This window comes from Bacillus sp. JJ1562 (assembly GCF_036962705.1).
GTDB lineage: Bacteria > Bacillota > Bacilli > Bacillales > Bacillaceae_L > Ferdinandcohnia.
Window position 1 is genome coordinate 13,069 of record NZ_JBALOQ010000057.1, and the last position, 23,309, is coordinate 36,377.

Consider the following 23,309-nt stretch of genomic DNA (forward strand, 5'->3'; position numbering starts at 1 on the left):
TTTTATGTATACTGACTTACTAAAAGGTTATAAGAGATTACTAGATTCTACAATGACTCTGGCCGAAAAGATACATAACTGTAAACCTGTAAACACTCTGTAAACATGTCGATTTTTGTATACACATTTGTAAACTTCGAATACAAAAGTGTACACATGTTGTCGTTTCGGGATGTATACGGATTTGTAAACAAGTAAACGGAATTGTACACATTCTGTTTACTTTTCGTGTACACGTAAACACTTTTGTAAACATCCGAAAATAAAAAAGGAATGCTACCAAATTTCTTAGTAACATCCCCTACTCTTTCATTTTCAATTATCTTATTTGCCCATTTCCTCGAATCGTATATTTGGTAGATGTAAGTGCTGGTAACCCCATTGGTCCACGTGCATGAAGTTTTTGCGTACTAATCCCGATTTCAGCACCGAATCCAAATTCAAACCCATCTGTGAACCTAGTGGATGCATTGTGATAGACAGCTGCTGCATCCACTTCTGTGAAAAATTGCTCTACACTTTCAACTGATTCCGAAATAATTGCTTCTGAATGCTTTGTTCCGTAATGATTAATATGGGCAATAGCCTCGCCTACGTCCTCAACCACTTTTACAGTAACCTCTAGCCCTAAAAATTCTGTACCCCAGTCTCCCATTTGCGCAGGTATGACACCCTTCCCTACCTGCTGGACTGCTTCATCACCATGAATTTGAACATCATGTTCTTGTAATGCGTTTATTAACTCCTGCAAATGGTTGGATGCCCAATCCTTCTGCACGAGAACATTTTCAATCGCATTACATACAGATGGACGTTGGACTTTCGCATTTATCGCAATCTCTATCGCCATTTTTGGGTCAGCTGTTTCATCAATAAACACATGACAATTCCCTGCACCTGTTTCAAGTACCGGAACGGTTGAATTTTGAACGACTGTCTGAATCAATTTTGCGCCACCACGTGGAATTAATACATCAAGATATTCATTTAGTTTGAACATTTCTGATGCTGTCTCACGACTAGTATCTTCTAATAATTGTACAGTCTCAATCGGTAGATTACTTAATTCAAGTGCACCTTGGATTACCTTTACTATCGCCTTATTAGAATGAATCGCTGTTGAACTACCTCGAAGCACTACGGAGTTTCCTGTTTTTAAACAAAGACTTGATGCATCAACTGTTACATTTGGCCTTGCCTCATAAATCATTCCAATAACCCCAAGTGGAACTCGAACCTGGGCAATTTTTAGGCCATTTGGACGCTCCCATTCCTCTATTAATTGTCCTATTGGGTCTTCAAGCTTTGTTAAGTGAATAAGGGCGTCTGCCATATCTTGAATCCGCTGTTCATTTAATTTTAAGCGGTCAAGCAAGGATTCACTCATCCCATTTTCTTTCCCAGTTTGTAAATCCTTATGATTTTCTTCTAATATAAATGCTTGTTCTTTCAATAATTGCTCGGAAATCGTCGAAAGTGCCTTGTTTTTTTGTTCTGTCGTCGCTTTTGCTAGAGTTGCAGCTGCTATTTTTGCCTTTTTCGCTTTTTCAATTAACTCACTCATATTTAACTCTCCTCTCTTTTTGACTTACCCAATTATCTCTATGGATGACAACACCTTGATCACTATTTACCTTAACCATTGCCTTTGAACTGGATAATCCCTTAATTTCTATTAATTGATCGGAAGAAAAATTCACTTTTCCTTTTCCGATAATATCTCCCATTACATTCACAACCTCAACAACGTCATTCATAGTAAAATTACCAATAATATTCGTCACCCCTGCAGGGAGAAGGCTTTTACCATGTCTTAGAATAGCCGTTGCAGCACCCTGATCCACTTCAATTTTCCCACTTGGAATCGAATGTAAGGCCAGCCACTGCTTTGATGTATTCATACTAGGACGTGAAGAGTCCCCAATATAAGTTCCATCCCCTTTTCCTACAAGAATATCAACAAATTTTTCTTCACCTGAACCAGAGCCAATAAACACTTTAACCCCAAGACCAAGCGCTGTACGTGCTGCCTCTATTTTTGATTTCATTCCTCCAGTACCTACCTTAGACCCTGCTCCAGAGGCACCACTTACTAATTCATCATGAATTTCATCGAGGAAATTATACCTTTTTGCATCCGAGTGTGTTCGTGGATTTTGATCATAGATGCCATTAACATCTGTAATAATAATTAAAAAATTCGCGTGAACAAGACCACTTACGAGCGCTGATAACATGTCATTATCCCCGAAGTTTAATTCTTCTAGTGACACAGAATCATTTTCATTAATAATGGGTACAACATTTCGTTTTAACAGTTCAGATAAGGTTGCATTTGCATTGTTATATTGATCTTTGTATAAGAAATTTTGCCTTGTTAACAGCAATTGTGCAGCAACAATCCTATGTTTTTTAAATTCTTCTGTATACCCTCTTAATAGTAAACCCTGCCCCACAGCAGCTGCTGCTTGTTTACCTGCTACGGTTTTTGGACGGGAAGAATAACCAAGATCCATAAAGCCAGCTGCCACAGCACCTGATGAAATGAGAATGACATCATGCCCGAGTTCCTTTAATCGAGCAATCGCAGCAACATGCTCACGTAGCTTTTCAATACTAAGACCACCATTTTGATTTGTTAATGAACTACTCCCTATTTTGACAACAATTCGCTTTTTCTTCATTTCATTCACCGCCAGATTAATATGAAAAAGGGTATAAAAAAAGGCCCTTCCATCCCTATTAAAAGGACGAAAAGACCATTGCCTTTCGTGGTACCACCTTAATTGACACTAGAAGTTTATTCTAGGTCCACTCGAAAACCTTTAACGCGGGCGGGCGGTTAGGTTTTGCCTAACAGTTCAAGGGACAGGTTCAATAGCATTGCGGGTCGTAAAATCTTTCAGCCGATGAATTTTACTCTCTTTTACCCGAGGACTATTTACTAATTCCCTATCATTACTTCTTATATATATAAAACCTATAACGATCCTTTTATTTTATGATTAGGAATATTATGAATCAAATTCGTTGCAATGTCAATGTTGCTAAATGATAATATTGGAGGAAGAATGGGAATAGAATTTTTTTGTCTTTATTGTGTAAAATACTATTTAGTTATAATTATTTATGCATTTGCGTTGACATAAATAATAATATCTATATAATAATTAGTATAAACAAGTAATAATTATAGATTTTTGGTGCATAATACTAATAATCTATTTTTAAATATAACCATATTGGAGGATTTTATTATGTCAATTATTGGAAAAGAAATATCACCATTCACAGCACAGGCTTACAATAGCGGTACTGGAGAATTTATCGAGGTTTCTCAAGAAAACCTAAAAGGACAATGGAGTGTTGTTTGCTTCTACCCAGCAGATTTTACATTCGTTTGCCCAACTGAGCTTGAAGATCTTCAAAACCAATATGCAACACTAAAAGAATTAGGTACTGAAGTATATTCTGTTTCAACAGATACACATTTCACACATAAAGCATGGCATGATCACTCAGATGCAATTAGCAAACTTGAGTATGTTATGATCGGTGACCCATCACAAACAATTTCTCGCAACTTTGACGTACTAGACGAAGAAGCTGGCCTTGCACAACGCGGAACTTTCATCATTGATCCAGACGGTGTTGTTCAAGCTATGGAAATTAATGCTGACGGTATTGGCCGTGATGCAAGCACACTTGTTAACAAAATTAAAGCTGCACAATATGTACGTAACAATCCAGGTGAAGTATGCCCAGCTAAATGGGAAGAAGGAAGCGAAACACTTAAACCAAGCCTAGACTTAGTTGGTAAAATTTAAGGGGTGCGATAAATGGTACTAGATGCTGGCATTAAGCAACAATTAAACCAATATCTCCAACTTTTAGAAAATGATGTGCTACTCAAAGTCAGCGCAGGTTCTGATAAGGTTTCAAAGGACATGTTATCACTCGTTAATGAGTTGAAAGCAATGTCGCCTAAAATTAAGATTGAACAGTCTGAGTTAGAAAGAACACCTAGCTTTAGTGTGAATCGTATCGGTGAAGATACTGGAGTAACATTTGCTGGTATTCCTCTCGGACACGAATTTACATCATTAGTGTTGGCTCTTTTACAAGTAAGTGGAAGAGCTCCAAAGGTTGATCAAAAACTGATTGACCAAATAAAAAGCATTAAAGGCGAATATCACTTTGTATCTTACATTAGCCTAAGTTGCCAAAACTGTCCTGATGTTGTACAAGCACTCAACTTAATGAGCGTTCTCAACCCTGGCATTACACATACTATGGTTGACGGAGCCGCTTTTAAAGAGGAAGTTGAAAGTAAAGATATCTTGGCAGTACCAACTGTGTTCTTAAATGGTGAAGCATTCAGCAGCGGTCGTATGTCATTAGAAGAAATCCTTTCGAAACTTGGAAGTGCTCCTGATGCTTCAGAGTTTGCTGAAAAAGATCCATTCGACGTTCTTGTTGTTGGAGGTGGACCTGCAGGTGCAAGTGCAGCAGTTTATGCAGCGCGTAAAGGCATTCGTACAGGTCTTGTTGCTGACCGCTTTGGTGGTCAGATTTTAGATACGCTCGGCATTGAGAACTTTATTAGTGTTAAGCGTACTGAAGGACCTAAGCTTGCAGCAAGCCTAGAAGAACATGTTAAAGAATACGATGTTGATGTGATGAACCTACAGCGTGCGAAGCGTATTGAAAAGAAAGACTTCGTTGAGATTGAGCTTGAAAACGGAGCTGTTCTAAAAAGTAAAACTGTTATTCTTTCAACTGGTGCACGTTGGCGTAACGTAAATGTACCAGGTGAAGCGGAATTCAAGAACAAAGGTGTAGCATACTGTCCACATTGTGATGGTCCATTATTTGCAGGTAAGGATGTTGCAGTTATCGGTGGCGGTAATTCAGGTATTGAAGCTGCAATTGACCTTGCAGGTATTGTGAAGCATGTAACAGTTCTAGAATTTAATTCAGAGCTTAAGGCTGACACTGTACTTCAGGATCGTCTATTCAGTCTTCCGAATGTAACAGTTATTACGAACGCTCAAACGACAGAAATTACAGGTACTGACAAAGTAAATGGAATTTCTTACGTTGACCGTGATTCTAAAAAAGAACATCATGTTGAATTACAAGGTGTGTTTGTTCAAATTGGTCTTGTACCAAATACGGATTGGCTTGGTGACACAATCGAACGTAATCGAATGGGTGAGATTGTTGTTGATAACCATGGTGCAACGTCTATCCCTGGTGTATTTGCTGCTGGTGACTGTACGAATAGTCCTTATAAGCAAATCATCATTTCAATGGGATCAGGTGCAACTGCATCTCTAAGTGCGTTCGACTATATCATCCGAAACAATTGGGATACAAGTGTCGATGAAGCAGGTAAGAAAACACCTGTTCACCAATAATATTAATCACATATGCTGATAAATAAAAAAGTCCCTTTATTACCATACCGGTAGTAAAGGGACTTTCTTTTTTAAAAAAATTATAATAAAAAAATATTATTATCTGAAGATTCTTATTTTTAAATAGCAATTTTTGTATAAGAAATGAATCCTTTTTATTCATGATGATCATCGTGTGCATTTTCACTTTCAGGCAATGTGGTTGGCACCTGTGATTCTGTACCTGGTTCGACTAGTAGAAATTGCCCCATCATACCGTCGTCTTCATGACGTAATAAATGGCAGTGATACATATACGGGACATGAGGGTCTGGAAAGTTACCAAACTCTACAACAATTCTTACCTTTGATCCATTTGGAATAAACACTGTGTCCTTTCTACCTCTTTCATACTCAGAAGGTTCCTTATCGTTAATGTCCAAAATTCGGAAAGCTGCATTATGAATATGGAAATTATGAGACCAACCAAAATTATTAATCTCCCAAATTTCTGTTGTACCGGCAGGAACAACCTCGTCAATTCGATTCATATCCATTACTTTGTCATTAATCTTGTTTTCCATTGTTAATTTAAATTGGCGAACCGGTGCATCCTTTGGAACTTCGATTGGCGGAACGGTTGAAAGCTGTCCTTCTATTGATGAGACTGGAGTTAATTCAGGAGCCGCAATAATCTTCAACAAATCAAATTCCCCATTATCAATACCATTATTTCCACTAAAACTATGGAGGATGGTTTCCTCACCTGGCTTAAATTCAACAACAATTTCTGCACGCTCACCTGGACTTAACATGAAACGATCCAAAGAAACTGGCTCTTGAAGGAGCCCAACATCATTCGCGACAAGCTTAAAAGATCGACCATCAGTAAAGCCAAAATGATAGGCTCTTGCATTTGAGCCATTTAGCAAACGAAATCGAACCTGACTAGATGTCACTTCAAGATATGGGTCATACGTTCCATTCACAAGTATTTCATCTCCAAGGGTACCAAAGACCCCTTCGTTATCCTCTTTCATTTGGCCATCACTTGTAAATAATTTATCTTGTATAATAAGTGGAATATCATCCACACCATAATCAGAAGGAAGCTTTTTGGAATCATCATCATCGATAATAAACATTCCCGCAAGTCCTTTATATACATGCTGTCCTGTTTTCCCGTGTAAGTGAGGGTGATACCAGGTTGTTGCAGATGGTTGGTCTATTGTCCAATGTGGTGTCCATGTTTCCCCTGCCTCAATCATCTGGTGCGGACCTCCATCCATCACAGCTGGTAACCTCATCCCGTGCCAGTGTAAAGTGGATGTCTCCCCTAATTGATTTACGATATCAAAAGAAACCTTGTCACCGCGAGAAGCCCTAACGGTTGGACCTAAATAGGTACCATTGATTCCAAAAGTGTCCGCCATTTTCCCTGGCAATAATTCTGTTATTCCTGTTTGCATGGTTAATGTGAAATTTTTTGTACCATCAGCTTCTATTGTAGGTTCGACAAGTTCTGGAATTTTTAAGGCTTGCGTAAACTCTAGCTCTCCTACATTTGTTATGATTTCATCCTTCCCACAACCTGCCAAACTTATTAAAAATAACATCATTAGTAATGCAATAAATCTATTATTTGATCTCAATTTTTTCCCTTACTTCCTCTCTTACCCAATTGGTAGATTTCGATCTATTCCTTGCCTCTAGTCTATTTTACTACGTTTTTTCTTTGTTCATTTTGAATCCCAATTTTGTCATAAAATCGACACATTAATAGTAATTAACCCACCTTTTCGTCGATTAATAATATGGTTTTCATTCCTGACTTCGACATTTTTCTCTCATACTTTAAGGTAATATCTTCATATTACTTATTACCTATTTCAAAGAAACCTAAGTAAAAAAGGAGGTTTGTAATGAAGGATAAAATTGTCCTAATTACAGGTGCAAATTCCGGGATTGGAAAAGCAGCAGCCCTTAAATTTGCTGCAGAGGGATATCATGTGATTATGGGTTGCCGCAATATGGAGATTAGTTCTGTTGTCCAAAAAGATATTATTGAAACCACGAAAAATACCAATGTAGATTTAATGAAGCTTGATGTTTCTTCTTTTGATTCGATTCATGCATTTTGCACTGTTTTTAAAGGAAAATACCCACGACTGGACATTCTGATACATAACGCTGCTTATTTAAATTACGGAATAAAAGAATATAGACTGAGTCCCGAACATATCGAATTATCTTTTGCAACGAACACATTTGGTCCTTTTTTAATGACCCAATTACTGGCCAATCATTTGGCCAAATCTTCAGATCCAAGAATCCTCCATGCCTGTACGACAAATATCAAAAATTTCTTCGACCCAAAAAGAAAGATCGAATTTGACAATTTACGTGGAGAACACAAGGACACAAGACCATATAGCACCTATAAGATGTATGGAGATTCAAAAATGGCGCTACTGATGCTAACCTTCAAAATGGCTGAAGAATATAAAAGCATGGGAATCAAAATGAATGCTCTTCAAATTAACCGTGTAAAGCTATCAAAAGAGACAATCGACAAAATGAATTCCTTTTGGAAAGTGTTTGCCAAGCTACAAAATCTCACTAACCCCCTACCATCGGGCATGGCCAACACCTATTTTCACATTTGCACCTCGGATGAATTTAAAAATGTGACCGGGCAGCTTATCAACCATAATAGAGAAATTGTCCATCCAGCAACAACCGAAAAAGGCTTTACCCAATTGAAGAATGTCTTTGGTTCAAACAGTTACCCTAATTACGCAATAAATTCCAAAAATGTAGAACAAATATGGAGGATGAGCACTTCGCTTACCAAAGAATATATTATATAAATGGTGAAGCCCTTTTTCGAAACTGCTTTTTTAACACATCTACTTCTTTTTCTTCACTTTCCATATACTCGAAAGAAAAATTGTCTATGATTAAAAAAATCGGATAAAATGAAATATGTACATATAACAATTTTTAGGAGTGAAGAGATGTCTGTAGATGTTTATCTTGTTTTTAATGGCAATTGCCGAGAAGCCGTCGAATTTTACGCAAAGGTGTTTAATTGTGAAACACCAAAAATTATGACTTTTGGTCAATCACCACAAAGTCCAGAATATCAACTTCCAGAGGAAGCAAAGGATTTAGTGATGCACTCGCGCCTTAATATCGATGGAAGCAATGTCATGTTTTCAGATAACTTCCCTGGTCAGCCATATACTGTTGGTGACAATGTTACACTTGCGTTAATTAGTAAAAATGTGAATGATTTAAAATCTTGGTATGAACAATTAAAAGATGGCGGCACAGTTGTTATGGAACTGCAAGAAACCTTCTGGAGCAAGCTCTACGGTCAAGTAACAGATAAATTTGGTATCCAATGGCAAATTAACTATGACAGTGGAGAAATGGCCATGTAAAAAAAAGATACAGGAACTTTTCTTTTAAGAAAAGACTGTATCTTTTTTATTAGGCGTGTACGGTTCCCCTTAACAAAAATAATGAGATACTGCCTACTTTTGTTCCTTAGTAGAAGATTTCTCATGTTGAAGCAGCCATTCTTTTCTCCACAGGCCTCCCGCATAACCAGTTAGTTTCCCAGTTGAGCCAATGACTCTGTGACAAGGAATAACAATGCTTAACTTATTTTTTCCATTCGCACTTCCTACAGCTCTTATCGCTTTTTCATTCCCAATGGAAACGGCAACATCCTTATAGGACCCAGTTTCGGCATAGGGGATTTCTTTTAAAGCTTCCCATACAGTTTTTTGAAAATCAGTCCCTTTAATGTGATAAGGGAGTGTAAATTCATGGCGGTTGCCTTTAAAATATTCATCAAGTTGGTTATAGCATTCTACCAGTAGTTGGGGTGTATCACTGTGTAGCATATTCACCTTTTTACTCTCTTCAGAGAATAAAATAGAGTGAATGGCTTCGTGAGTACCACTTATTTCTATCACGCCAATCGGTGATTCATAGTCTAATTTATGTATTCTTGTCATATAAAGACCTCCAAAGATAAAAGGTAGCATATGCCTGCCAACCATCCCAATTCTTTGCATATTCTTCTATTTCTTCAATAGTTGGTTTCTTCTCAAGACCTAATAGGTTTTTTAATGCATTATGAAGTCCGACATCCGCTATTGGGAAGGAGGAGGCAATGTGTAAGCATTTCATCATAACATAATCTGCTGTCCATGCTCCGATACCCCTTATCATCATCAATGTTTTTTTTACTTGCTGATCATCCTGTTTCTGAAGCAATAATTCTTTAGTTAATTGGCCATTTGCCATAGCTTTCGCAATGTCAATGATATATTCTGCCTTCCTGTTAGTAAATTGTAGTTTTGTTAAATCATCTATGTTTATTAAAGCTATTTTTTCAAATGAGGGAAATAACCAGTACGTTTCGCCCTCAAATGTAAGACTTTCGCCAAATTGCTCGACGAAGCGTTTCTTTAAAGTGTAAGCAAATGTTAAATTAATTTGCTGTCCCATAATCGCCCACACTATCGCCTCAAATAAATCTGGAATACACATAATCCGTAAGCCGTAGTATTTCTGGGCAAGTGACTTTAAGACTTTGTCTTGACTCGCTACTTGGTAAAATCCCCTTAAATCCTGATCCAGATCAAACCATTCCCAAATATTCTCTCCTACTTCTTTACGTTCGTGAATAGATGGAATGCTTATTGGAAATTCAAGCCTTATGGAATTATTGGTGTACCCAATTTTACATAAAACCAAAGATTTTTTCCCCTTTACTAGTTTATATAAAGAGTCCTTTTTAATTTGATGAAGCACTTCCTGTTTAGACCTGCCCAAAAAGATCAAACACTCTTCAAAATTAAATTCCTTTGGAGGAAAGATCTCTATATACGATTCATGATCATTCCATTTCATTTTGGAATTCCTTTCGATATTCGCTAGGTGAGCAGTTTTTTAAGCTTCGGAACACTTTATAAAAATTAGATGGGCTCTGGAAGCCCACCGCAAAGCATATATCGAGATTTGTCAAACTGGTGCTTTTAAGAAGGTAACCTGCTTTATCAGTGCGTATTTTTTCTAAATAAGTACGCGGGGTCTCAGATGTTTCTTGTTTAAATAAGCGTTCTAGATAATAAGGACTTAAGCCGACTTGATCTGCTATATCCTTTAATGTTAAGTTTTGCTTATAATGATTGACTAGGAAAGTAATGGTATTTCTTACAATCTCAATTTGCGGGGATTGTTCCATTTTAGGCTGACACCTTTTGCAAGGACGAAAACCCGCTTCTTCGACTGCGTTGATATCATGGTAAAATTCAACATTTATCTTTTTAGGCTTCCTTGATCTACAGGAAGGACGGCAGTATATTTTCGTAGTTTTTACTGCAGTGTAAAATAGACCATCATATTTACGATCACAAGCGATAATCTTTTCCCACATCTCTTCAAATGAAAGATTAATTTTAGTCACCATTTAACACTTTCCTTTCACATTAGTGCTCTGTCGCGTACAAAAGGGACGTATCTTTATGCTCTAATAATTCGTTAACCTTCTTTTCTAAATAAGCAATCACTTTATCAGATAGGGCATTTCCAAAACTAAATCGTTTCACTCCTAATTCTTTAAGCTTATTACAATTTGTGAGCCCGGGTAAAGATAATATATTTAGTGGCGTATTTACATTCATGGTAATTCCTTTAATCTCATTAGGTTCTTTTAATCCGGGGACAAAAATCCCACTAGCGCCACTCTCAACATACGCCTTTGCTCGTGCTATTGTTTCATCGAAAGGGTTTTCCCTCTGAAAATAAGTATCCGTTCTAGCATTAATATAAAAATCTTTATAACCATTATTGTCTAACGCTATTCGAATTTTCTCCAGAAGATTACAGTGTTGTGAAATCTCTCTTAATCCATTCGATTTCTTCAATGAATCTTCAATATTGACACCTGCTACCCCTACATCTGCAGTCCTTAAAACATTATTAATGATCTTGTTAGTGTCTTCGCTATATCCAGCCTCAATATCAGCTGAAACAGGAATTTTCACATTCTCAACTATAGTTTTAATGATTCCTAAATGTCTGTCAAAATCAATTAATTCTCCATCTAAAAGTCCCAGTGAGTTTGCAATACCCCAACTGGTTGTACCAATTGCTTTGAATCCTGCTTTTTCAAGCATTAAGGCTGAAAGTAAATCCCAAGCGTTTCCTAGAAATAATAATCCATTTGAAGAATGCAATCCATTAAATTCCTGAATCTTGGTCATTTTGTTCCTCCTACTGTTATTGGAACTATTTTAACAAGTAATCATCATCTATTTCGTCCTTATTCTTGCTCTTATGGTCTGTCATTTTAGACAACAAAAAAAGTGAAGCTAAATTGTGCTCCACTTTTAAAGCCTTATTTCCTTATTCTCCATGTTCAGTGACATTATTTAATAATAGAATACTTAAAAATTGCAATCCATTTATATATGAATCCAAATGGATAGACTACATTATATATTGTTGTTTTATGCCCTATGCGTTTATAGGAAAATTTCATAAATCTTGCGGGCTTGGAATTTTATCAATATAAAAACAATCATTGGAGGGATAATATGTTTCCAAAAACCGAAATCACTCATACTTTCAACGCTCCTCGTGAACTTGTTTTTAAGGCGTTCACCGAATCTGAACATTTGAAGAACTGGTGGGGCCCAAAAGGATGGGCTTTTGATATTGCTAAGCTCGAGTTAGGCAAGAATGGTGTCTTCCACTACAGTCAGACTTCTCCTGACGGTAACGTCATGTGGGTTAAATTCGTTTATCATGAAATAAATGCTCCTGAGAAGCTTGTTTACACTTCTTTCTTTTCTGATGAGAATGGAAACATCGTTCGTGCTCCTTTTAACGAAAACTGGCCACTGGAAATTCTCAACACATATACATTCAATGAGTCTGAAGGTAAAACAATTCTTACGATGATTGGGACTCTTGTATCTCCGACCGAGGAGGAAATAAAAACATACGAGGAGTCGCAAGAAATGGTTCATGAGGGCTTTTCAGGAACCTTCGTGCAACTTGCTGATTACCTATCAAAGATTAAATAAAACTGATATAAGTCGAGTACGAATAAAAAACAATGAGAACTCTGTGAATAGATAGCAGTCTTCTCATTGTTCTTTTTCATTATTTATTTGGATTTGAAATCAATACACAAACCTAATCCTTAAGCCTACAACTTCTCCTCCCATTTTAAACTTTCCCATTCTTACATTGTTTTACCTAAAAAAAGACATGCTAATGAAGGATAAAGTGAAAGTCCTTCCACTACATTCAAATATCTCTAGTGTTTTCGCAGCATGATAAACCTATGGTTGAAGGGAGTTTTATTGGTGAAATTGTTTCAGGTTAGAAAAGGACAATTTGTCTATTACAATAACGAGCTACATAAGGTTTATGGGGTAAAACCAATGTATAAGCAATCCGTTCATCTTATAAAGCTAAGGGATCTAACACAGCATTTAACCAGTGCAGCACAAGTGGAAAAATATAAACCAAAGGAACTAGACAGCTTTATTTTCAATCATAAAGCATATACGCTCAGACTCGATCAAAATGCTGAAGAAGGAGATTATATTTTAATTCACAATCCAAGGCCTGATTCCTTAGATACTTATTCTCTAAATGAAATTGAAATGGCTGAAACGGTTGATAGAAAAGGAATCATTACAAGTAATTCTCACGGAGTTAAGCACAATGAGTATTTGTTAATGGTACCTGGCCGTGACAAAGACAGCCACCCAATTGATTTTAAAGATATTGAGTCTAACGAAGTAGCAGACTTACAGGATACACAGTCCCAAAATGTCAATCTTTTAAACAATGCATTGCTACCTGCCTTAGGAGACATCTATCAAAAGAAGGACAGTACCGAATTATTCATAGCTATGGTTTTGGCAGTTAAAGCCGAAACCGTTTATCTAGGAGGCGGTCTAGAAGTTTCAGCGTTTGAGTTGATGAACGCCGACAAGTGGGAGTTTCTTTATAATCTTCAAGATCAGAATACGTGATATTATCTTTTGATAAATCCTAATTTCACTAACAAAAAATAATGCATTTATCTTACTAGGAGGTTCCCATGGCTAGAAAAAGTCAAAACGGATCAAGCGTTTTTATTATTTCATTAATCCTTACCCTTATTTTTATTATTTGGGGTGTCTTTTTTACAGAGAATCTCGCTCATGTCACCGATATCATCTATAATGGTTCAATTGATTACCTAGGCTGGGTATATCTTGGTGCAACCTTGTTCTTTGTGATTTTCTCTGTATATTTATTGTTTTCGAGATATGGCGATATTCGGCTAGGTAAAAAAACAGACCGACCTGATTTCAATACCGCTTCTTGGCTTGCAATGCTGTTCGGTGCTGGGATGGGTATAGGGATTGTTTATTGGGGTGTTGCCGAACCAGTCACCCATTACACAAATCCTCCAGTTGGTGAACCCTATACAGTTGGCGCAGCCAATAATGCAATGAAATATACCTTTTTTCATTGGGGTCTTGATCCATGGGCAATCTACACTGTTATTGGTTTAGCCCTTGCCTTTTTTCAATATAACAAAAAGCTTCCTGCATCCGTTAGTTCGGCATTCTATCCAATGCTAGGCGATCGAATTTACGGACCAATTGGGAAGACCATTGATATACTTTCAATTTTTGCAACAGTTTTCGGTATTGCCACCTCCTTGGGTCTTGGTGCCATGCAAGTTACGGCTGGAATGCATGACTTATTCGGCATTCCTAATGTGTTACTCGTCCAAATAATTGTGATTGCAGTCGCAACAGTCATTTTTACAATCTCGATTAATACAGGCTTAGAGAGAGGAATCCAATACTTATCTAATGCTGCGATGATTATATCCTTTGCGATTATGCTGCTGATTTTCATTGTTGGTCCATCCATGACCGTAGTAAAAGTATTTTTTAATACCTCTGGTCTCTATATTAGTGATTTTATTCAGATGAGTTTAAGACTAAATCCCTTTGGCGAAGGGGAATGGATTGCATCATGGACGTTATTTTATTGGGCCTGGTGGATAGCCTGGGCTCCATTTGTTGGTATGTTCATTGCCCGAGTTTCGAAAGGAAGAACAGTTAGAGAGTTTGTGATTGGCGTGTTGATTTTCCCTACCCTCGGAACATGCCTTTGGATGTCCGTATTTGGGGGTTCCGCATTAGATCTTGTTCAAAACACAGGAAATCATGACCTTGCAGCCCGTCTTACTGAAGACGTCTCATTGTCTATTTTTACATTCTTTGATTATCTTCCATTCAGTTCTATGTTAAGTATTTTAGGGTTTGCTGTCGTGGTCATATATTATATAACAGTTGCTGACACAGCCACTTTTGTATTAGGCATGTTAAGTGAAGGTGGTACATTAAATCCTTCGAATAAAATAAAAGTAACCTGGGGTGTTATTCAATCAGCTTTAGCTGCTGTACTACTCTTAGCTGGAGGATTAAACGTATTGCAAACAGCCTCCATCGCAGCTGCCCTCCCTTTTGCGATTATCTTGATCATCATGTCCTTCTCACTATTGAAAGGTTTAAAAAGTGAGGTTGAAGTACAAAGAGGCAATAAAAGTATAACGCGTTCTATAAAGAATTGAGGTCATAAGAAATCTCCTTGATGAAATCATTGGTCAAGGAGATTTTTTTATATAGGATCATTTCCAAAAAGAACCTTCCATTTAAAAGAGTGTATAAGACCAGCCAAGCCTCTTCTTATGCTATAATAGTTTAATAGTTTTGAGCAGCAGGAGGTTTCATAATGAAAATAAATAAAGGCATCTTATTTGTATTAGTAGGTGCTGGATGTTTTGGGTTTACACCGGTTTTTGCTAAATTAGGGTTCAGCCATGGCTATTCACTTGGCCAAATTAATATCGTTCAAATGATCATTTCCTCATTGTTATTATGGACTATCACACTCATTAAACGCCCAAGCTTTAAGGGGCTAAATAAGAAAAACATTCCACAAATTATGATAACGGGTTGTTTTATCGGATTAACAAGTATTTTTTATTATGGTTCGATGCAATATCTGCCAGCTTCATTGTCCATCATATTAATGTTTCAATTCGTTTGGATCGGAATTATTTTAGAATGGATTTTCAGTAAAGTAAAACCTGCCCCTGTAACTATTCTTTCGATTGTTTTAATTTTGGTCGGGGTCTTTTTTGCTTCAAATATAGTAAATGGTGACATCCAGGGACTCCCTTTTAAAGGCTTCCTCTTCGGTATTCTTTCTGCATTCACTTATGCGGGATTTATTTTTTTCAGCGGAAAGGTCGCCGTAGAAGTAAACCCATTAACCAGGACTTCCTTAATGGCAACTGGGTCCACCATCTTAATCCTTTTCCTATTCATGCGTGACATTCCATCTGTATTGCCATTAGAGGCAAACTTATTAACGACTGCTGTTGGTGTTTCGCTGTTTGGCGCAGTCCTTCCCCCACTCTTTTTCGCAGTGGGTGCACCATTGGTTTCAGGTGGAATCGCCAATATATTGACATCTATCGAATTACCGGTTGCTATCCTATCTGCTAGCATTATTTTGTCAGAAACGGTAACGGGGCTACAGTGGTTCGGCACGGCTATAATATTAGTAGCAATTGCGGTAAACGAGCTTGGTAGTAGGCTTTATAGAGCTAGAAGGCATGTTGAGGGATAGCATTTTTGAAAAATATGCAGATAATTTTAAGCGTCAAAGACTAGACAATGTCTTTGACGCTTTTTTCGTGAAAACCACATGCTATAACTTTTTAACAAACTCCGATTTTAATTGCATGGCTCCAAATCCATCAATTTTACAATCGATGTTATGGTCTCCTTCTACCAAACGAATGCTTTTTACTTTAGTACCTTGCTTGAGCGTAGAAGAACTTCCTTTTACTTTAAGGTCTTTAATGACTGTTACAGTATCCCCATCATTTAATACATTACCATTGGCATCTTTAATTACCTCTTTATCTTCACTATTCTCCACTTCCGACCCTGAAGCCCACTCATGACCACATATTGGGCAAACCAATAGTGCTCCATCCTCATAAGTGTATTCAGAATTACATTTGGGACAATTTGGTAGAATACTCATTTATATTTCCTCCATTAATATATTGATATCATCCACTACATCTTAGCATATATTATACTTCACTATGACTTGTAGCATTCCTTTTTAGCTACTACCAGAAATACTTTTGCAATATAACTGCCATAGATGTTACCAAATTAAAACCTCCCTGTTCTTTTTCTACGGAAAATCTATGTTACGATTATTAAAAATTAGCAACTAAGGAAAATGGAGGGTAATAGAATGCTTAAAAAAATGGTAGCAATTTTGGCAGGGACTGTACTCTCAGTCACAGTAAGTGCTAATGTACAAGCATCAACGATTACAGTACAAAAAGGAGATACACTTTGGGATCTCTCACAAGCTAATAATACATCAGTCAAAAATATCAAATTGCAAAATCACTTAACGACAGACCTCATCCACCCTGGAGATGATCTAACTATTGTGCCAGAAAAACAATATACAGTTGAGCAAGGTGACACACTATGGGGCATAGCAAGAGAACATCAAGTCACGGTTCCTCAACTTCAAGAGTGGAACCAAATACACACTGACCCTGACTTAATCCATCCTGGATTAAATCTATTAATCTTTGAAGGCGCAAAAGCTACGGCTGCTGTTACTGTTGAAACACCAGCACAGCCTGTTGAAGCAGCACCAAAGGAAACTACAAGTGCAGCACCAGCTGTTGAAACACAAAAGGAAACAGCAGCTGCACCAGTAACTGAAACAACAAATACTAGCACAGCTGCAGTACCAGCTACTCAAACGCAAAAGGAAAGCACAGCTGAAGTAAAAGCTGCATCAACAAGTAATACAAAGGAAATTATTGTAGAAGCTACAGCTTATACCGCTACATGTGAAGGATGTTCTGGCATAACATCCACTGGAATTAATCTATTAGAAAACCCAGATGCAAAGGTTATCTCTGTTGACCCATCTGTTATTCCTCTTGGCAGTAAAGTCCATGTAGAAGGCTATGGAGAAGCAATTGCCGGAGACACTGGTGGAGCCATCAAAGGAAATAAAATCGATATTTTTATTCCTTCTAAACAAGATGCTATCAATTTCGGTAGAAAACAAGTGAAGGTGACCGTTTTAGACTGATTCAGAATCAGCTTTGTTTTAGAATCTTCAACTTAGGACACTGCGAAATCATGGAGTTCAAGGTTTTGCAGTGTTTTTCTTTTAAAGAAATTTGAAAAAGCCACAAAAATGTGGCCTTTTCATAGATTATTATTTAATTGTTTCTGCGCTATCCAAATGATTCAATCGAACTTGGTTCAAAATGAGAGCACCGATCATTTGAATGATCGTCTTAACAATAATTTGCCCTAAAATAGCAGCAGGTACAGCCTCCCAAGGCAGAATATTAGCTCCAAGTGGACTTAAACCAACAATTACGAAAATAACAGAATCAAGAAACCCTCCAACAATTCCGCTGTAAAACACGCGCCAAGCTATTGGTAGTTTCAATCTAGAATAAATTTCTGTATCAGCTGATTCAGAGACAACAAATGAAATTGCCGATGCCACCACGATTAATAATGTATCTCCAAGCATAAATGAAACCAATGCTGATAGGGTTAAAGCTATAAAAATAAATAAATACGTTTTCCCTCTACCATATTTATTTTGCACTAGGTCCCGTAGAATAAAGGTCGCTCCTACAAGCAGCGTACCCATTGGAACGATAAAAATTCCAAACTGTAATGGTGCAAGTGCTGCCGTTACTACATTCGCGGCAACAATAGATAATAAGTAAAATAGTATTCTCATGATATTACCCCTTTAAATTTGATTTCCCCAAATAAAAATCATCAAGCCCTTTTTTTCGTAGTTTACAAGCCGGACATTCACCACAGCCATCTGCGATAATACCGTTATAGCAAGTTAAGGTTCTTTCACGGACAAATTCCAGTGCCCCAAGTTGATCGGCAAGCTCCCATGTCTGTGCCTTATTCAGCCACATCAACGGTGTTTCAATCACAAAAGAATCGTCCATCGATAAATTTAAAGTTACGTTTAAAGATTTCATAAAAATATCACGGCAATCGGGATATCCACTAAAATCTGTTTCACTAACGCCAGTCACGATATGCTTTGCCCCTACTTGACGCGCTAAAACTCCTGCAAATGAAAGGAAGAGTAGATTTCGACCAGGTACGAAAGTCGATGGTAACTCTCCATTTTCTCCCTCTTCTACCCTAATATCTTGTCGTGTCAATGCATTCGGAGCAAGCTGGTTCAAATGCGACATATCGAGTATGTGGTGTTTGATACCAAGTTCTGCAGCTATTTCCTTCGCACATTGGATTTCAAGATGATGCTTTTGACCATAATCAAAAGTCACTGCTTCAACCTCTTCAAAACGTTCCTTTGCCCAAAACAGACATGTTGTGCTATCCTGACCCCCACTAAACACAACGATTGCTTTTTCCCGCTTCATAGTTAGACCACCTTTTAACGAAAAAACAGCACTCTAAGAAAAAGTGCTGTTTCTTAGTTTTTTAAAGAGGGTAGCTAAAAACCTCTTTCATCATTAAATTTTTCAATGTTTTTATCGATTATCTATTTTTTCTGGATTTAAATCATGATTCATTAAACGATAATTTGCCATTTCCTCATATTTCGTTCCAGGCTTTCCATAATTACACCATGGATCAATCGAGATACCTCCACGTGGAGTAAATTTCCCCCAAACCTCGATATATCTTGGATCAAGTAAGTTAATTAAATCGTTCATAATGATATTGACACAATCCTCATGGAAATCACCATGATTTCTAAAACTAAATAAATATAACTTTAATGCTTTACTCTCAACAAGTTTTTTATCAGGAATATATGAAATATACATTGTCGCAAAGTCAGGTTGATGTGTAAGTGGGCATAGACTAGTGAACTCTGGGCAATTAAATTTCACAAAATAATCACGATTTGAATGAAGATTATCTACTGCCTCGAGTACCTCTGGTGCATATTCAAATGAATATTGAGTATTTTGATTACCTAATAGTGTTAAATCTTTTAATCCTTCTTCATGGCTTCGGCCAGACATAAAAAAACCTCCTTGTAAATGTTTCCCAACACTTGTCAAGAGAGGTTTAGCCAATCATTCTATAAAATACATATGTAAAAAACAGAAAAAGCCACATCCGATTATGGACATGGCATTTGTCATGTTTCCATAGTTTTTTATAGAGGGTATCAGCTATGAACCTCTCCCATATTTACCTGGGCATTCTTTACCTCAATACAATATATAATATATAGGCGAGAACGTCAAATGGAAATTTTTATATGAAGCTGTCAACTAGTCTAAAAAATATAGACTTTGGACATCAGGACTTAACGAGCTTTATTTCCTTTTTCTTTATTTTATAATTTGATATACACGGTTATACATAAATCTTCTTATCTTTTATTTAAAATGTAGATAGCTCCACCGTACCCTAATATACACCAGATAATTAAATTCAAATAATTCCCTATATCTGCCGTAAAGGTTGAGCCAGCTAAAGAGGCACGCATTATTTCTGCCATCGAATAAATTGGTAATACCTCATGAAGTATTTGAAGCCATTCAGGAAGTCGCTCCATCGGAAAATTTATCGGTGAAAACATAAGTGCCCCAAAGACGGTCACTTGAGAGATTGCGAGTGAGGCTATTGGTGACAACATATAGGAAAATCCATAACCAACACCAATGGATGTTAAGGCAATCATGATTAAAGCTGGACCTATAGTCCAAGAAACATCGTATCCTGGATGAAACATAACATGGGCAAAAATAGATGAAACAATTATGCCAGGAACAGTGATGATTAACCATATCGTAGTATCAGCACCAAGAATAACAGAACGGTTGACTGGCCACGTCTTAATATACTCCAAATATCCATCCGCTTTAGCTGTACCAATTTGTTGAGGTAAAATAACTAAACCAGTAAAGATCAAAATTAAAGTAGGTGCACCTGTTGCTAAATAAAGGATGCTACTGCTACTTGGGTCTGGAATCAAATAGGTAAAGCCGATCACAATCCCGATTGCAATTAAAATTTGAATGAGGGCCATAAATACCAAAAACCCTCCATTCCTTAATAGCTGCATTTGAAAAACGTACTTATAGTGGCTTAGTATAGTATTCATTACACGGCCTCCTTCCCGGAAGTTAGTTCAATATAAACATCCTCAATTGTAGATGGTGACAAGGAGTAATCCATAACCAACCCTTTATTAACTTGATCTCTTACCCAATCGATTGTTGATGATACATTTGACTGGTCAATTGTAAATAACAACCTAGAACCTTTCCGATTTGAGGAAAGCATCCAACTAGGGAGATCTATTTCATCAAAGTCCCTGAGTACGTTGACCTCCATGCGCATTTGATCATGTACCAAGTTTTTTACTTCTGATGGTGTCCCTTGAGTTAGAAGCTTCCCATTGTGTAAGATGGCTACTCGGTCTACTGCCTTTTCAGCCTCAATGACATTGTGTGTCACTAAAATAACAGAAGTGCCATCATTCGTCAGTTCACGTATGACCTGCCATAGATAACGCCTGCGAACTGGGTCTACATCGTTTGTCGGTTCATCAAGTATGACTAATTTACCGGGAACAATCACCGCCATGCAAAAGGCTGTTAACCTGCGAGCACCACCTGAAAGTTTTTCACCTTCCACATTCGCCCACTCTCCCATATTTAACGCTTCAAATAGCATTTCCACCCGCTTCGGATCAAACTTATTCCCCGCTCGCATTTTGCCCATAAGCGTTACGGCTTGCTTTGGGGTCAGTAAACCTAACGACACCTGAGACTGTGGTTGCACTGAACAAATAGATCTCGCTCGAGAAGGTGATTGTACGACAGATTCGCCAAGTAGGTTAATATCTCCAGCATTCGGTGTTAATAGGCCTAAAATTTGATTAACCAAAGTCGTTTTTCCTGCACCATTTTGTCCCAGAAGTCCAAAAATTTCACCTTCCTCAATACTAAATGTAAGATTGGCATTCACTACTTTGTCAGACTTTCCTCGGCTAGAAAAACGCTTTGTTAAACCTTCTACTTTAAGGATCATCCTATTTCCCCCTATTAAGTCTTATTAGCTAAAAGGCACATCAAAAAATTTGTATTTATTGATCAAGGTTCTTACGACTCACCATTCCCATACTTAACAGATCCTGCACGTTCAATAAAATTGATTACCTCTTTATTCAGTGGATAAAAGACAATACCTTCTTTTAAATTTTGAAGTGATTCCCACATATGACCAAGTAATTTTTCGTCATTTCCAAACATTTTTTCTGAATGGTTTATCCACCGTTCAACTAGTCCTTGAGCCACTTCAGAAGTTGGATCTGCTTCAAGATTATTTTTAATATCTCTAATAATCTGTAACCATTCCTTGGAATCTTCCTCAGTTATTTTTTCATTCATCTGTATAATTTTTTTCATTTCTTCTTCTGTTAAATATTCTTTATACTGTTGAAGGATATCTTCTGGGGTTTGTTGATACAATTGAATTGTTTTAAAAATAATGGACCAATTGATTTTACCCTCTATTTCAATAGAATACGAAACACCAAGAAGTGCCTGTTCCAACATTTTTAATCGTTCTTGTTCACGTCTTACCATCTCTAATTGTTGTTCGATTGCCTGCTGCCAAGTTGAAGATGAATTTTTTAAGATGTCTTTAATTTGTTCCAATGTGAATCCCATGTATTTTAATGCTAAAATTCGTTCTAACCGCATCACATCATCTTCATTATATAAACGATGCCCACCATTCGTTTTGGATGAAGGTTTAATCAAACCAATTTCATCATAATAATCTAACGTTCTTACCGTTACTCCTGTATTCTTTGATAATTGACCAATCGTGTACATTTTGTGCCCCCTTCCTCATTACCTAAAGTATAAAACAACACGTTACGTGTGATTCAATACAAAAATGCAAATATTCAAAAATATATTAAAAACGTAAAAAAAAGACAGGTTTCCCTGTCCTTACGTTAAGTCGACGCCGCTGAGGAAGCGGCTGCTTGGTCAGCCTTCACACAATCAATTGCAACAACAATCCCAATGATGATGGCTTCCATCTCCTCATTCAATATTTGAACCTTGTAGCTATCGCCCCACGTGAACCATTCCTTACTCACTTTACCGATAACTTTACCATGCTGTAATACCTGAAAATCCATATCCCACCAATTGCCTTGTACTTCAATGCCTGCCGCATCGATTGTATAGCGTGCTTTAAAGAAGGAAAACTCCTTCTTAATTGTTACCACCTCTCGGCCATTCACCTCAACAAAAAACTTCGGTAACCAGCTAAATACCTTTTTTGTAATGAGCGCAACTTCATTTCGTTTTGTATTCATAATGGAAAAGGTCTTAGGAACTTTCATAAAACTGCCTTCTACGTAATAAACATCCCTCTCCTTATGATCCTTTACAGTAAACTTGCCACTTAGGCTGAATACCTTTTGCTTTATATAGAGTTGTTTCATGCAATCCTCCCCTTATTTTTTTGTCTGATATATCTACTATACAATCTTTCTTACCGCACAAGTGATTCGCTTCATTAAATATATTCTACGTATTTTCTCAGAATACCTTCTAAACGAAAAAAGGTATGCAAACGGAGACGATTACATCCCCCACTTATCAATTCAATTCTTAGAAGCTCTCACTACTTATGCTACGGTTCATCCTACCTGATTAACCAGCAGTTATTCATAAAAATAAGAAACAATAGTCTA

At 37.2% G+C, this 23,309-nt stretch carries 24 protein-coding genes, 2 riboswitches and 1 other annotated feature; of the genes, 9 read left to right on the forward strand and 15 right to left on the reverse strand.

From position 1 onward, the window contains the following. Nucleotides 1-319: 319 nt before the first annotated feature. Nucleotides 320-1,564 carry a glutamate-5-semialdehyde dehydrogenase gene (locus V7097_RS23625; RefSeq protein ID WP_335706084.1) on the reverse strand — a complete coding sequence of 415 codons (1,245 nt, stop codon included), beginning with the start codon at nucleotides 1,562-1,564 and terminating at the stop codon, nucleotides 320-322. Next, complete coding sequence (gene proB, locus V7097_RS23630) at nucleotides 1,557-2,684, reverse strand: glutamate 5-kinase (protein ID WP_335706085.1); 1,128 nt, start codon at nucleotides 2,682-2,684, stop codon at nucleotides 1,557-1,559. Before proB ends, V7097_RS23625 begins: the two co-directional genes overlap by 8 nt. Before the next feature lie 59 nt (nucleotides 2,685-2,743). Next, nucleotides 2,744-2,968: a binding site (T-box leader), on the reverse strand. 289 nt (nucleotides 2,969-3,257) lie between these two features. On the opposite strand from proB, the gene ahpC reads away from it, so the two are divergent. Together ahpC and ahpF are read left to right on the forward strand one after the other, a co-directional pair. Continuing rightward, nucleotides 3,258-3,827, forward strand: coding sequence for an alkyl hydroperoxide reductase subunit C (ahpC, locus tag V7097_RS23635; protein WP_335706086.1), 570 nt, complete (start codon nucleotides 3,258-3,260; stop codon nucleotides 3,825-3,827). A 12-nt stretch (nucleotides 3,828-3,839) separates the two neighbouring features. Then, a complete protein-coding gene (gene ahpF / locus V7097_RS23640; RefSeq protein ID WP_335706087.1) occupies nucleotides 3,840-5,420 on the forward strand; it encodes an alkyl hydroperoxide reductase subunit F in 1,581 nt (526 codons plus the stop codon). Between the two features lie 155 nt (nucleotides 5,421-5,575). On the opposite strand, the gene V7097_RS23645 is transcribed toward ahpF, so the two are convergent. Then, nucleotides 5,576-7,051, reverse strand: a complete 1,476-nt coding sequence (locus V7097_RS23645) for a multicopper oxidase family protein (RefSeq protein WP_335706088.1) — start codon at nucleotides 7,049-7,051, stop codon at nucleotides 5,576-5,578. Between the two features lie 270 nt (nucleotides 7,052-7,321). Between V7097_RS23645 and V7097_RS23650 the strand changes: the two genes are divergently transcribed. Together V7097_RS23650 and V7097_RS23655 are read left to right on the forward strand one after the other, a co-directional pair. Next, nucleotides 7,322-8,269 carry an SDR family NAD(P)-dependent oxidoreductase gene (locus V7097_RS23650; RefSeq protein ID WP_335706089.1) on the forward strand — a complete coding sequence of 316 codons (948 nt, stop codon included), beginning with the start codon at nucleotides 7,322-7,324 and terminating at the stop codon, nucleotides 8,267-8,269. Nucleotides 8,270-8,416: 147 nt separating this feature from the next. Continuing rightward, entirely contained in the window at nucleotides 8,417-8,845 is a 429-nt protein-coding gene (locus tag V7097_RS23655; RefSeq protein ID WP_335706090.1) for a VOC family protein, read from the forward strand. A gap of 93 nt (nucleotides 8,846-8,938) precedes the next feature. On the opposite strand, the gene V7097_RS23660 is transcribed toward V7097_RS23655, so the two are convergent. The 4 genes from V7097_RS23660 to V7097_RS23675 are packed head-to-tail and all read right to left on the reverse strand — an operon-like array spanning nucleotide 8,939 to nucleotide 11,683. After that, nucleotides 8,939-9,427 carry a methylated-DNA--[protein]-cysteine S-methyltransferase gene (locus V7097_RS23660; protein ID WP_335706091.1) on the reverse strand — a complete coding sequence of 163 codons (489 nt, stop codon included), beginning with the start codon at nucleotides 9,425-9,427 and terminating at the stop codon, nucleotides 8,939-8,941. After that, nucleotides 9,411-10,328 carry a DNA-3-methyladenine glycosylase 2 gene (locus V7097_RS23665; protein ID WP_335706092.1) on the reverse strand — a complete coding sequence of 306 codons (918 nt, stop codon included), beginning with the start codon at nucleotides 10,326-10,328 and terminating at the stop codon, nucleotides 9,411-9,413. The genes V7097_RS23660 and V7097_RS23665 overlap by 17 nt, the downstream gene beginning before the upstream one ends. Further along, complete coding sequence (locus V7097_RS23670) at nucleotides 10,315-10,887, reverse strand: bifunctional transcriptional activator/DNA repair enzyme AdaA (protein WP_335706093.1); 573 nt, start codon at nucleotides 10,885-10,887, stop codon at nucleotides 10,315-10,317. The genes V7097_RS23665 and V7097_RS23670 overlap by 14 nt, the downstream gene beginning before the upstream one ends. Before the next feature lie 19 nt (nucleotides 10,888-10,906). After that, nucleotides 10,907-11,683 carry an isocitrate lyase/PEP mutase family protein gene (locus tag V7097_RS23675; protein WP_335706094.1) on the reverse strand — a complete coding sequence of 259 codons (777 nt, stop codon included), beginning with the start codon at nucleotides 11,681-11,683 and terminating at the stop codon, nucleotides 10,907-10,909. A gap of 333 nt (nucleotides 11,684-12,016) precedes the next feature. Between V7097_RS23675 and V7097_RS23680 the strand changes: the two genes are divergently transcribed. The 4 genes from V7097_RS23680 (at nucleotide 12,017) to V7097_RS23695 (ending at nucleotide 16,136) form a co-directional block, all read left to right on the forward strand. Continuing rightward, nucleotides 12,017-12,508: an SRPBCC domain-containing protein gene (locus tag V7097_RS23680; protein WP_335706095.1), complete on the forward strand. Its 492-nt coding sequence runs from the start codon at nucleotides 12,017-12,019 to the stop codon at nucleotides 12,506-12,508. 285 nt (nucleotides 12,509-12,793) lie between these two features. Next, nucleotides 12,794-13,471 (forward strand): hypothetical protein, encoded by a 678-nt coding sequence (locus tag V7097_RS23685; RefSeq protein WP_335706096.1) that lies wholly within the window; start codon nucleotides 12,794-12,796, stop codon nucleotides 13,469-13,471. 68 nt (nucleotides 13,472-13,539) lie between these two features. After that, nucleotides 13,540-15,072 (forward strand): glycine betaine uptake BCCT transporter, encoded by a 1,533-nt coding sequence (locus tag V7097_RS23690; protein WP_335706097.1) that lies wholly within the window; start codon nucleotides 13,540-13,542, stop codon nucleotides 15,070-15,072. 161 nt (nucleotides 15,073-15,233) lie between these two features. Further along, on the forward strand, nucleotides 15,234-16,136 hold the full coding sequence (locus V7097_RS23695) for an EamA family transporter (protein ID WP_335706098.1): 903 nt from the start codon (nucleotides 15,234-15,236) through the stop codon (nucleotides 16,134-16,136). 81 nt (nucleotides 16,137-16,217) lie between these two features. Here the strand turns inward: V7097_RS23695 and V7097_RS23700 are convergent, their stop codons facing one another. After that, the gene (locus V7097_RS23700; protein ID WP_335706099.1) at nucleotides 16,218-16,559 is read right to left on the reverse strand and encodes a zinc ribbon domain-containing protein YjdM; all 342 of its coding nucleotides are present in this window, start codon (nucleotides 16,557-16,559) and stop codon (nucleotides 16,218-16,220) included. A gap of 222 nt (nucleotides 16,560-16,781) precedes the next feature. Between V7097_RS23700 and V7097_RS23705 the strand changes: the two genes are divergently transcribed. Further along, nucleotides 16,782-17,648 (forward strand): LysM peptidoglycan-binding and 3D domain-containing protein, encoded by an 867-nt coding sequence (locus V7097_RS23705; RefSeq protein ID WP_335706100.1) that lies wholly within the window; start codon nucleotides 16,782-16,784, stop codon nucleotides 17,646-17,648. A gap of 129 nt (nucleotides 17,649-17,777) precedes the next feature. Here the strand turns inward: V7097_RS23705 and V7097_RS23710 are convergent, their stop codons facing one another. The 7 genes from V7097_RS23710 to V7097_RS23740 form a co-directional block, all read right to left on the reverse strand. Further along, complete coding sequence (locus V7097_RS23710; protein ID WP_335706101.1) at nucleotides 17,778-18,320, reverse strand: VUT family protein; 543 nt, start codon at nucleotides 18,318-18,320, stop codon at nucleotides 17,778-17,780. A gap of 4 nt (nucleotides 18,321-18,324) precedes the next feature. Continuing rightward, on the reverse strand, nucleotides 18,325-18,990 hold the full coding sequence (queC, locus tag V7097_RS23715) for a 7-cyano-7-deazaguanine synthase QueC (protein WP_335706102.1): 666 nt from the start codon (nucleotides 18,988-18,990) through the stop codon (nucleotides 18,325-18,327). 47 nt (nucleotides 18,991-19,037) lie between these two features. Continuing rightward, nucleotides 19,038-19,081, reverse strand: a riboswitch (PreQ1 riboswitch). A gap of 20 nt (nucleotides 19,082-19,101) precedes the next feature. After that, nucleotides 19,102-19,602 (reverse strand): preQ(1) synthase, encoded by a 501-nt coding sequence (queF, locus tag V7097_RS23720; RefSeq protein WP_335706103.1) that lies wholly within the window; start codon nucleotides 19,600-19,602, stop codon nucleotides 19,102-19,104. A 123-nt stretch (nucleotides 19,603-19,725) separates the two neighbouring features. Next, a riboswitch (PreQ1 riboswitch) is annotated at nucleotides 19,726-19,772 on the reverse strand. A 186-nt stretch (nucleotides 19,773-19,958) separates the two neighbouring features. After that, on the reverse strand, nucleotides 19,959-20,693 hold the full coding sequence (locus tag V7097_RS23725; protein ID WP_335706104.1) for an ABC transporter permease: 735 nt from the start codon (nucleotides 20,691-20,693) through the stop codon (nucleotides 19,959-19,961). Continuing rightward, nucleotides 20,693-21,625: an ABC transporter ATP-binding protein gene (locus tag V7097_RS23730; RefSeq protein WP_335706105.1), complete on the reverse strand. Its 933-nt coding sequence runs from the start codon at nucleotides 21,623-21,625 to the stop codon at nucleotides 20,693-20,695. Before V7097_RS23730 ends, V7097_RS23725 begins: the two co-directional genes overlap by 1 nt. Nucleotides 21,626-21,696: 71 nt before the next feature. Then, entirely contained in the window at nucleotides 21,697-22,434 is a 738-nt protein-coding gene (locus tag V7097_RS23735; protein ID WP_335706106.1) for a MerR family transcriptional regulator, read from the reverse strand. A gap of 125 nt (nucleotides 22,435-22,559) precedes the next feature. Further along, a complete protein-coding gene (locus V7097_RS23740) occupies nucleotides 22,560-23,057 on the reverse strand; it encodes an LURP-one-related/scramblase family protein (protein ID WP_335706107.1) in 498 nt (165 codons plus the stop codon). Nucleotides 23,058-23,309 lie beyond the last annotated feature (252 nt).

Bases quoted from the DNA above. Each gene is read 5' to 3' on its own strand.
- V7097_RS23690 (WP_335706097.1), top strand. From the start codon at position 13,540: ATGGCTAGAAAAAGTCAAAACGGATCAAGCGTTTTTATTATTTCATTA.
- ahpF (WP_335706087.1), top strand. From the start codon at position 3,840: ATGGTACTAGATGCTGGCATTAAGCAACAATTAAACCAATATCTCCAA.
- V7097_RS23625 (WP_335706084.1), bottom strand. From the start codon at position 1,564: ATGAGTGAGTTAATTGAAAAAGCGAAAAAGGCAAAAATAGCAGCTGCA.
- V7097_RS23665 (WP_335706092.1), bottom strand. From the start codon at position 10,328: ATGAAATGGAATGATCATGAATCGTATATAGAGATCTTTCCTCCAAAG.
- ahpC (WP_335706086.1), top strand. From the start codon at position 3,258: ATGTCAATTATTGGAAAAGAAATATCACCATTCACAGCACAGGCTTAC.
- proB (WP_335706085.1), bottom strand. From the start codon at position 2,684: ATGAAGAAAAAGCGAATTGTTGTCAAAATAGGGAGTAGTTCATTAACA.
- V7097_RS23675 (WP_335706094.1), bottom strand. From the start codon at position 11,683: ATGACCAAGATTCAGGAATTTAATGGATTGCATTCTTCAAATGGATTA.
- V7097_RS23655 (WP_335706090.1), top strand. From the start codon at position 8,417: ATGTCTGTAGATGTTTATCTTGTTTTTAATGGCAATTGCCGAGAAGCC.
- V7097_RS23660 (WP_335706091.1), bottom strand. From the start codon at position 9,427: ATGACAAGAATACATAAATTAGACTATGAATCACCGATTGGCGTGATA.
- V7097_RS23725 (WP_335706104.1), bottom strand. From the start codon at position 20,693: ATGAATACTATACTAAGCCACTATAAGTACGTTTTTCAAATGCAGCTA.
- V7097_RS23730 (WP_335706105.1), bottom strand. From the start codon at position 21,625: ATGATCCTTAAAGTAGAAGGTTTAACAAAGCGTTTTTCTAGCCGAGGA.
- V7097_RS23650 (WP_335706089.1), top strand. From the start codon at position 7,322: ATGAAGGATAAAATTGTCCTAATTACAGGTGCAAATTCCGGGATTGGA.
- V7097_RS23695 (WP_335706098.1), top strand. From the start codon at position 15,234: ATGAAAATAAATAAAGGCATCTTATTTGTATTAGTAGGTGCTGGATGT.
- queF (WP_335706103.1), bottom strand. From the start codon at position 19,602: ATGTCTGGCCGAAGCCATGAAGAAGGATTAAAAGATTTAACACTATTA.
- V7097_RS23735 (WP_335706106.1), bottom strand. From the start codon at position 22,434: ATGTACACGATTGGTCAATTATCAAAGAATACAGGAGTAACGGTAAGA.
- queC (WP_335706102.1), bottom strand. From the start codon at position 18,990: ATGAAGCGGGAAAAAGCAATCGTTGTGTTTAGTGGGGGTCAGGATAGC.
- V7097_RS23700 (WP_335706099.1), bottom strand. From the start codon at position 16,559: ATGAGTATTCTACCAAATTGTCCCAAATGTAATTCTGAATACACTTAT.
- V7097_RS23670 (WP_335706093.1), bottom strand. From the start codon at position 10,887: ATGGTGACTAAAATTAATCTTTCATTTGAAGAGATGTGGGAAAAGATT.
- V7097_RS23680 (WP_335706095.1), top strand. From the start codon at position 12,017: ATGTTTCCAAAAACCGAAATCACTCATACTTTCAACGCTCCTCGTGAA.
- V7097_RS23705 (WP_335706100.1), top strand. From the start codon at position 16,782: ATGCTTAAAAAAATGGTAGCAATTTTGGCAGGGACTGTACTCTCAGTC.
- V7097_RS23710 (WP_335706101.1), bottom strand. From the start codon at position 18,320: ATGAGAATACTATTTTACTTATTATCTATTGTTGCCGCGAATGTAGTA.
- V7097_RS23740 (WP_335706107.1), bottom strand. From the start codon at position 23,057: ATGAAACAACTCTATATAAAGCAAAAGGTATTCAGCCTAAGTGGCAAG.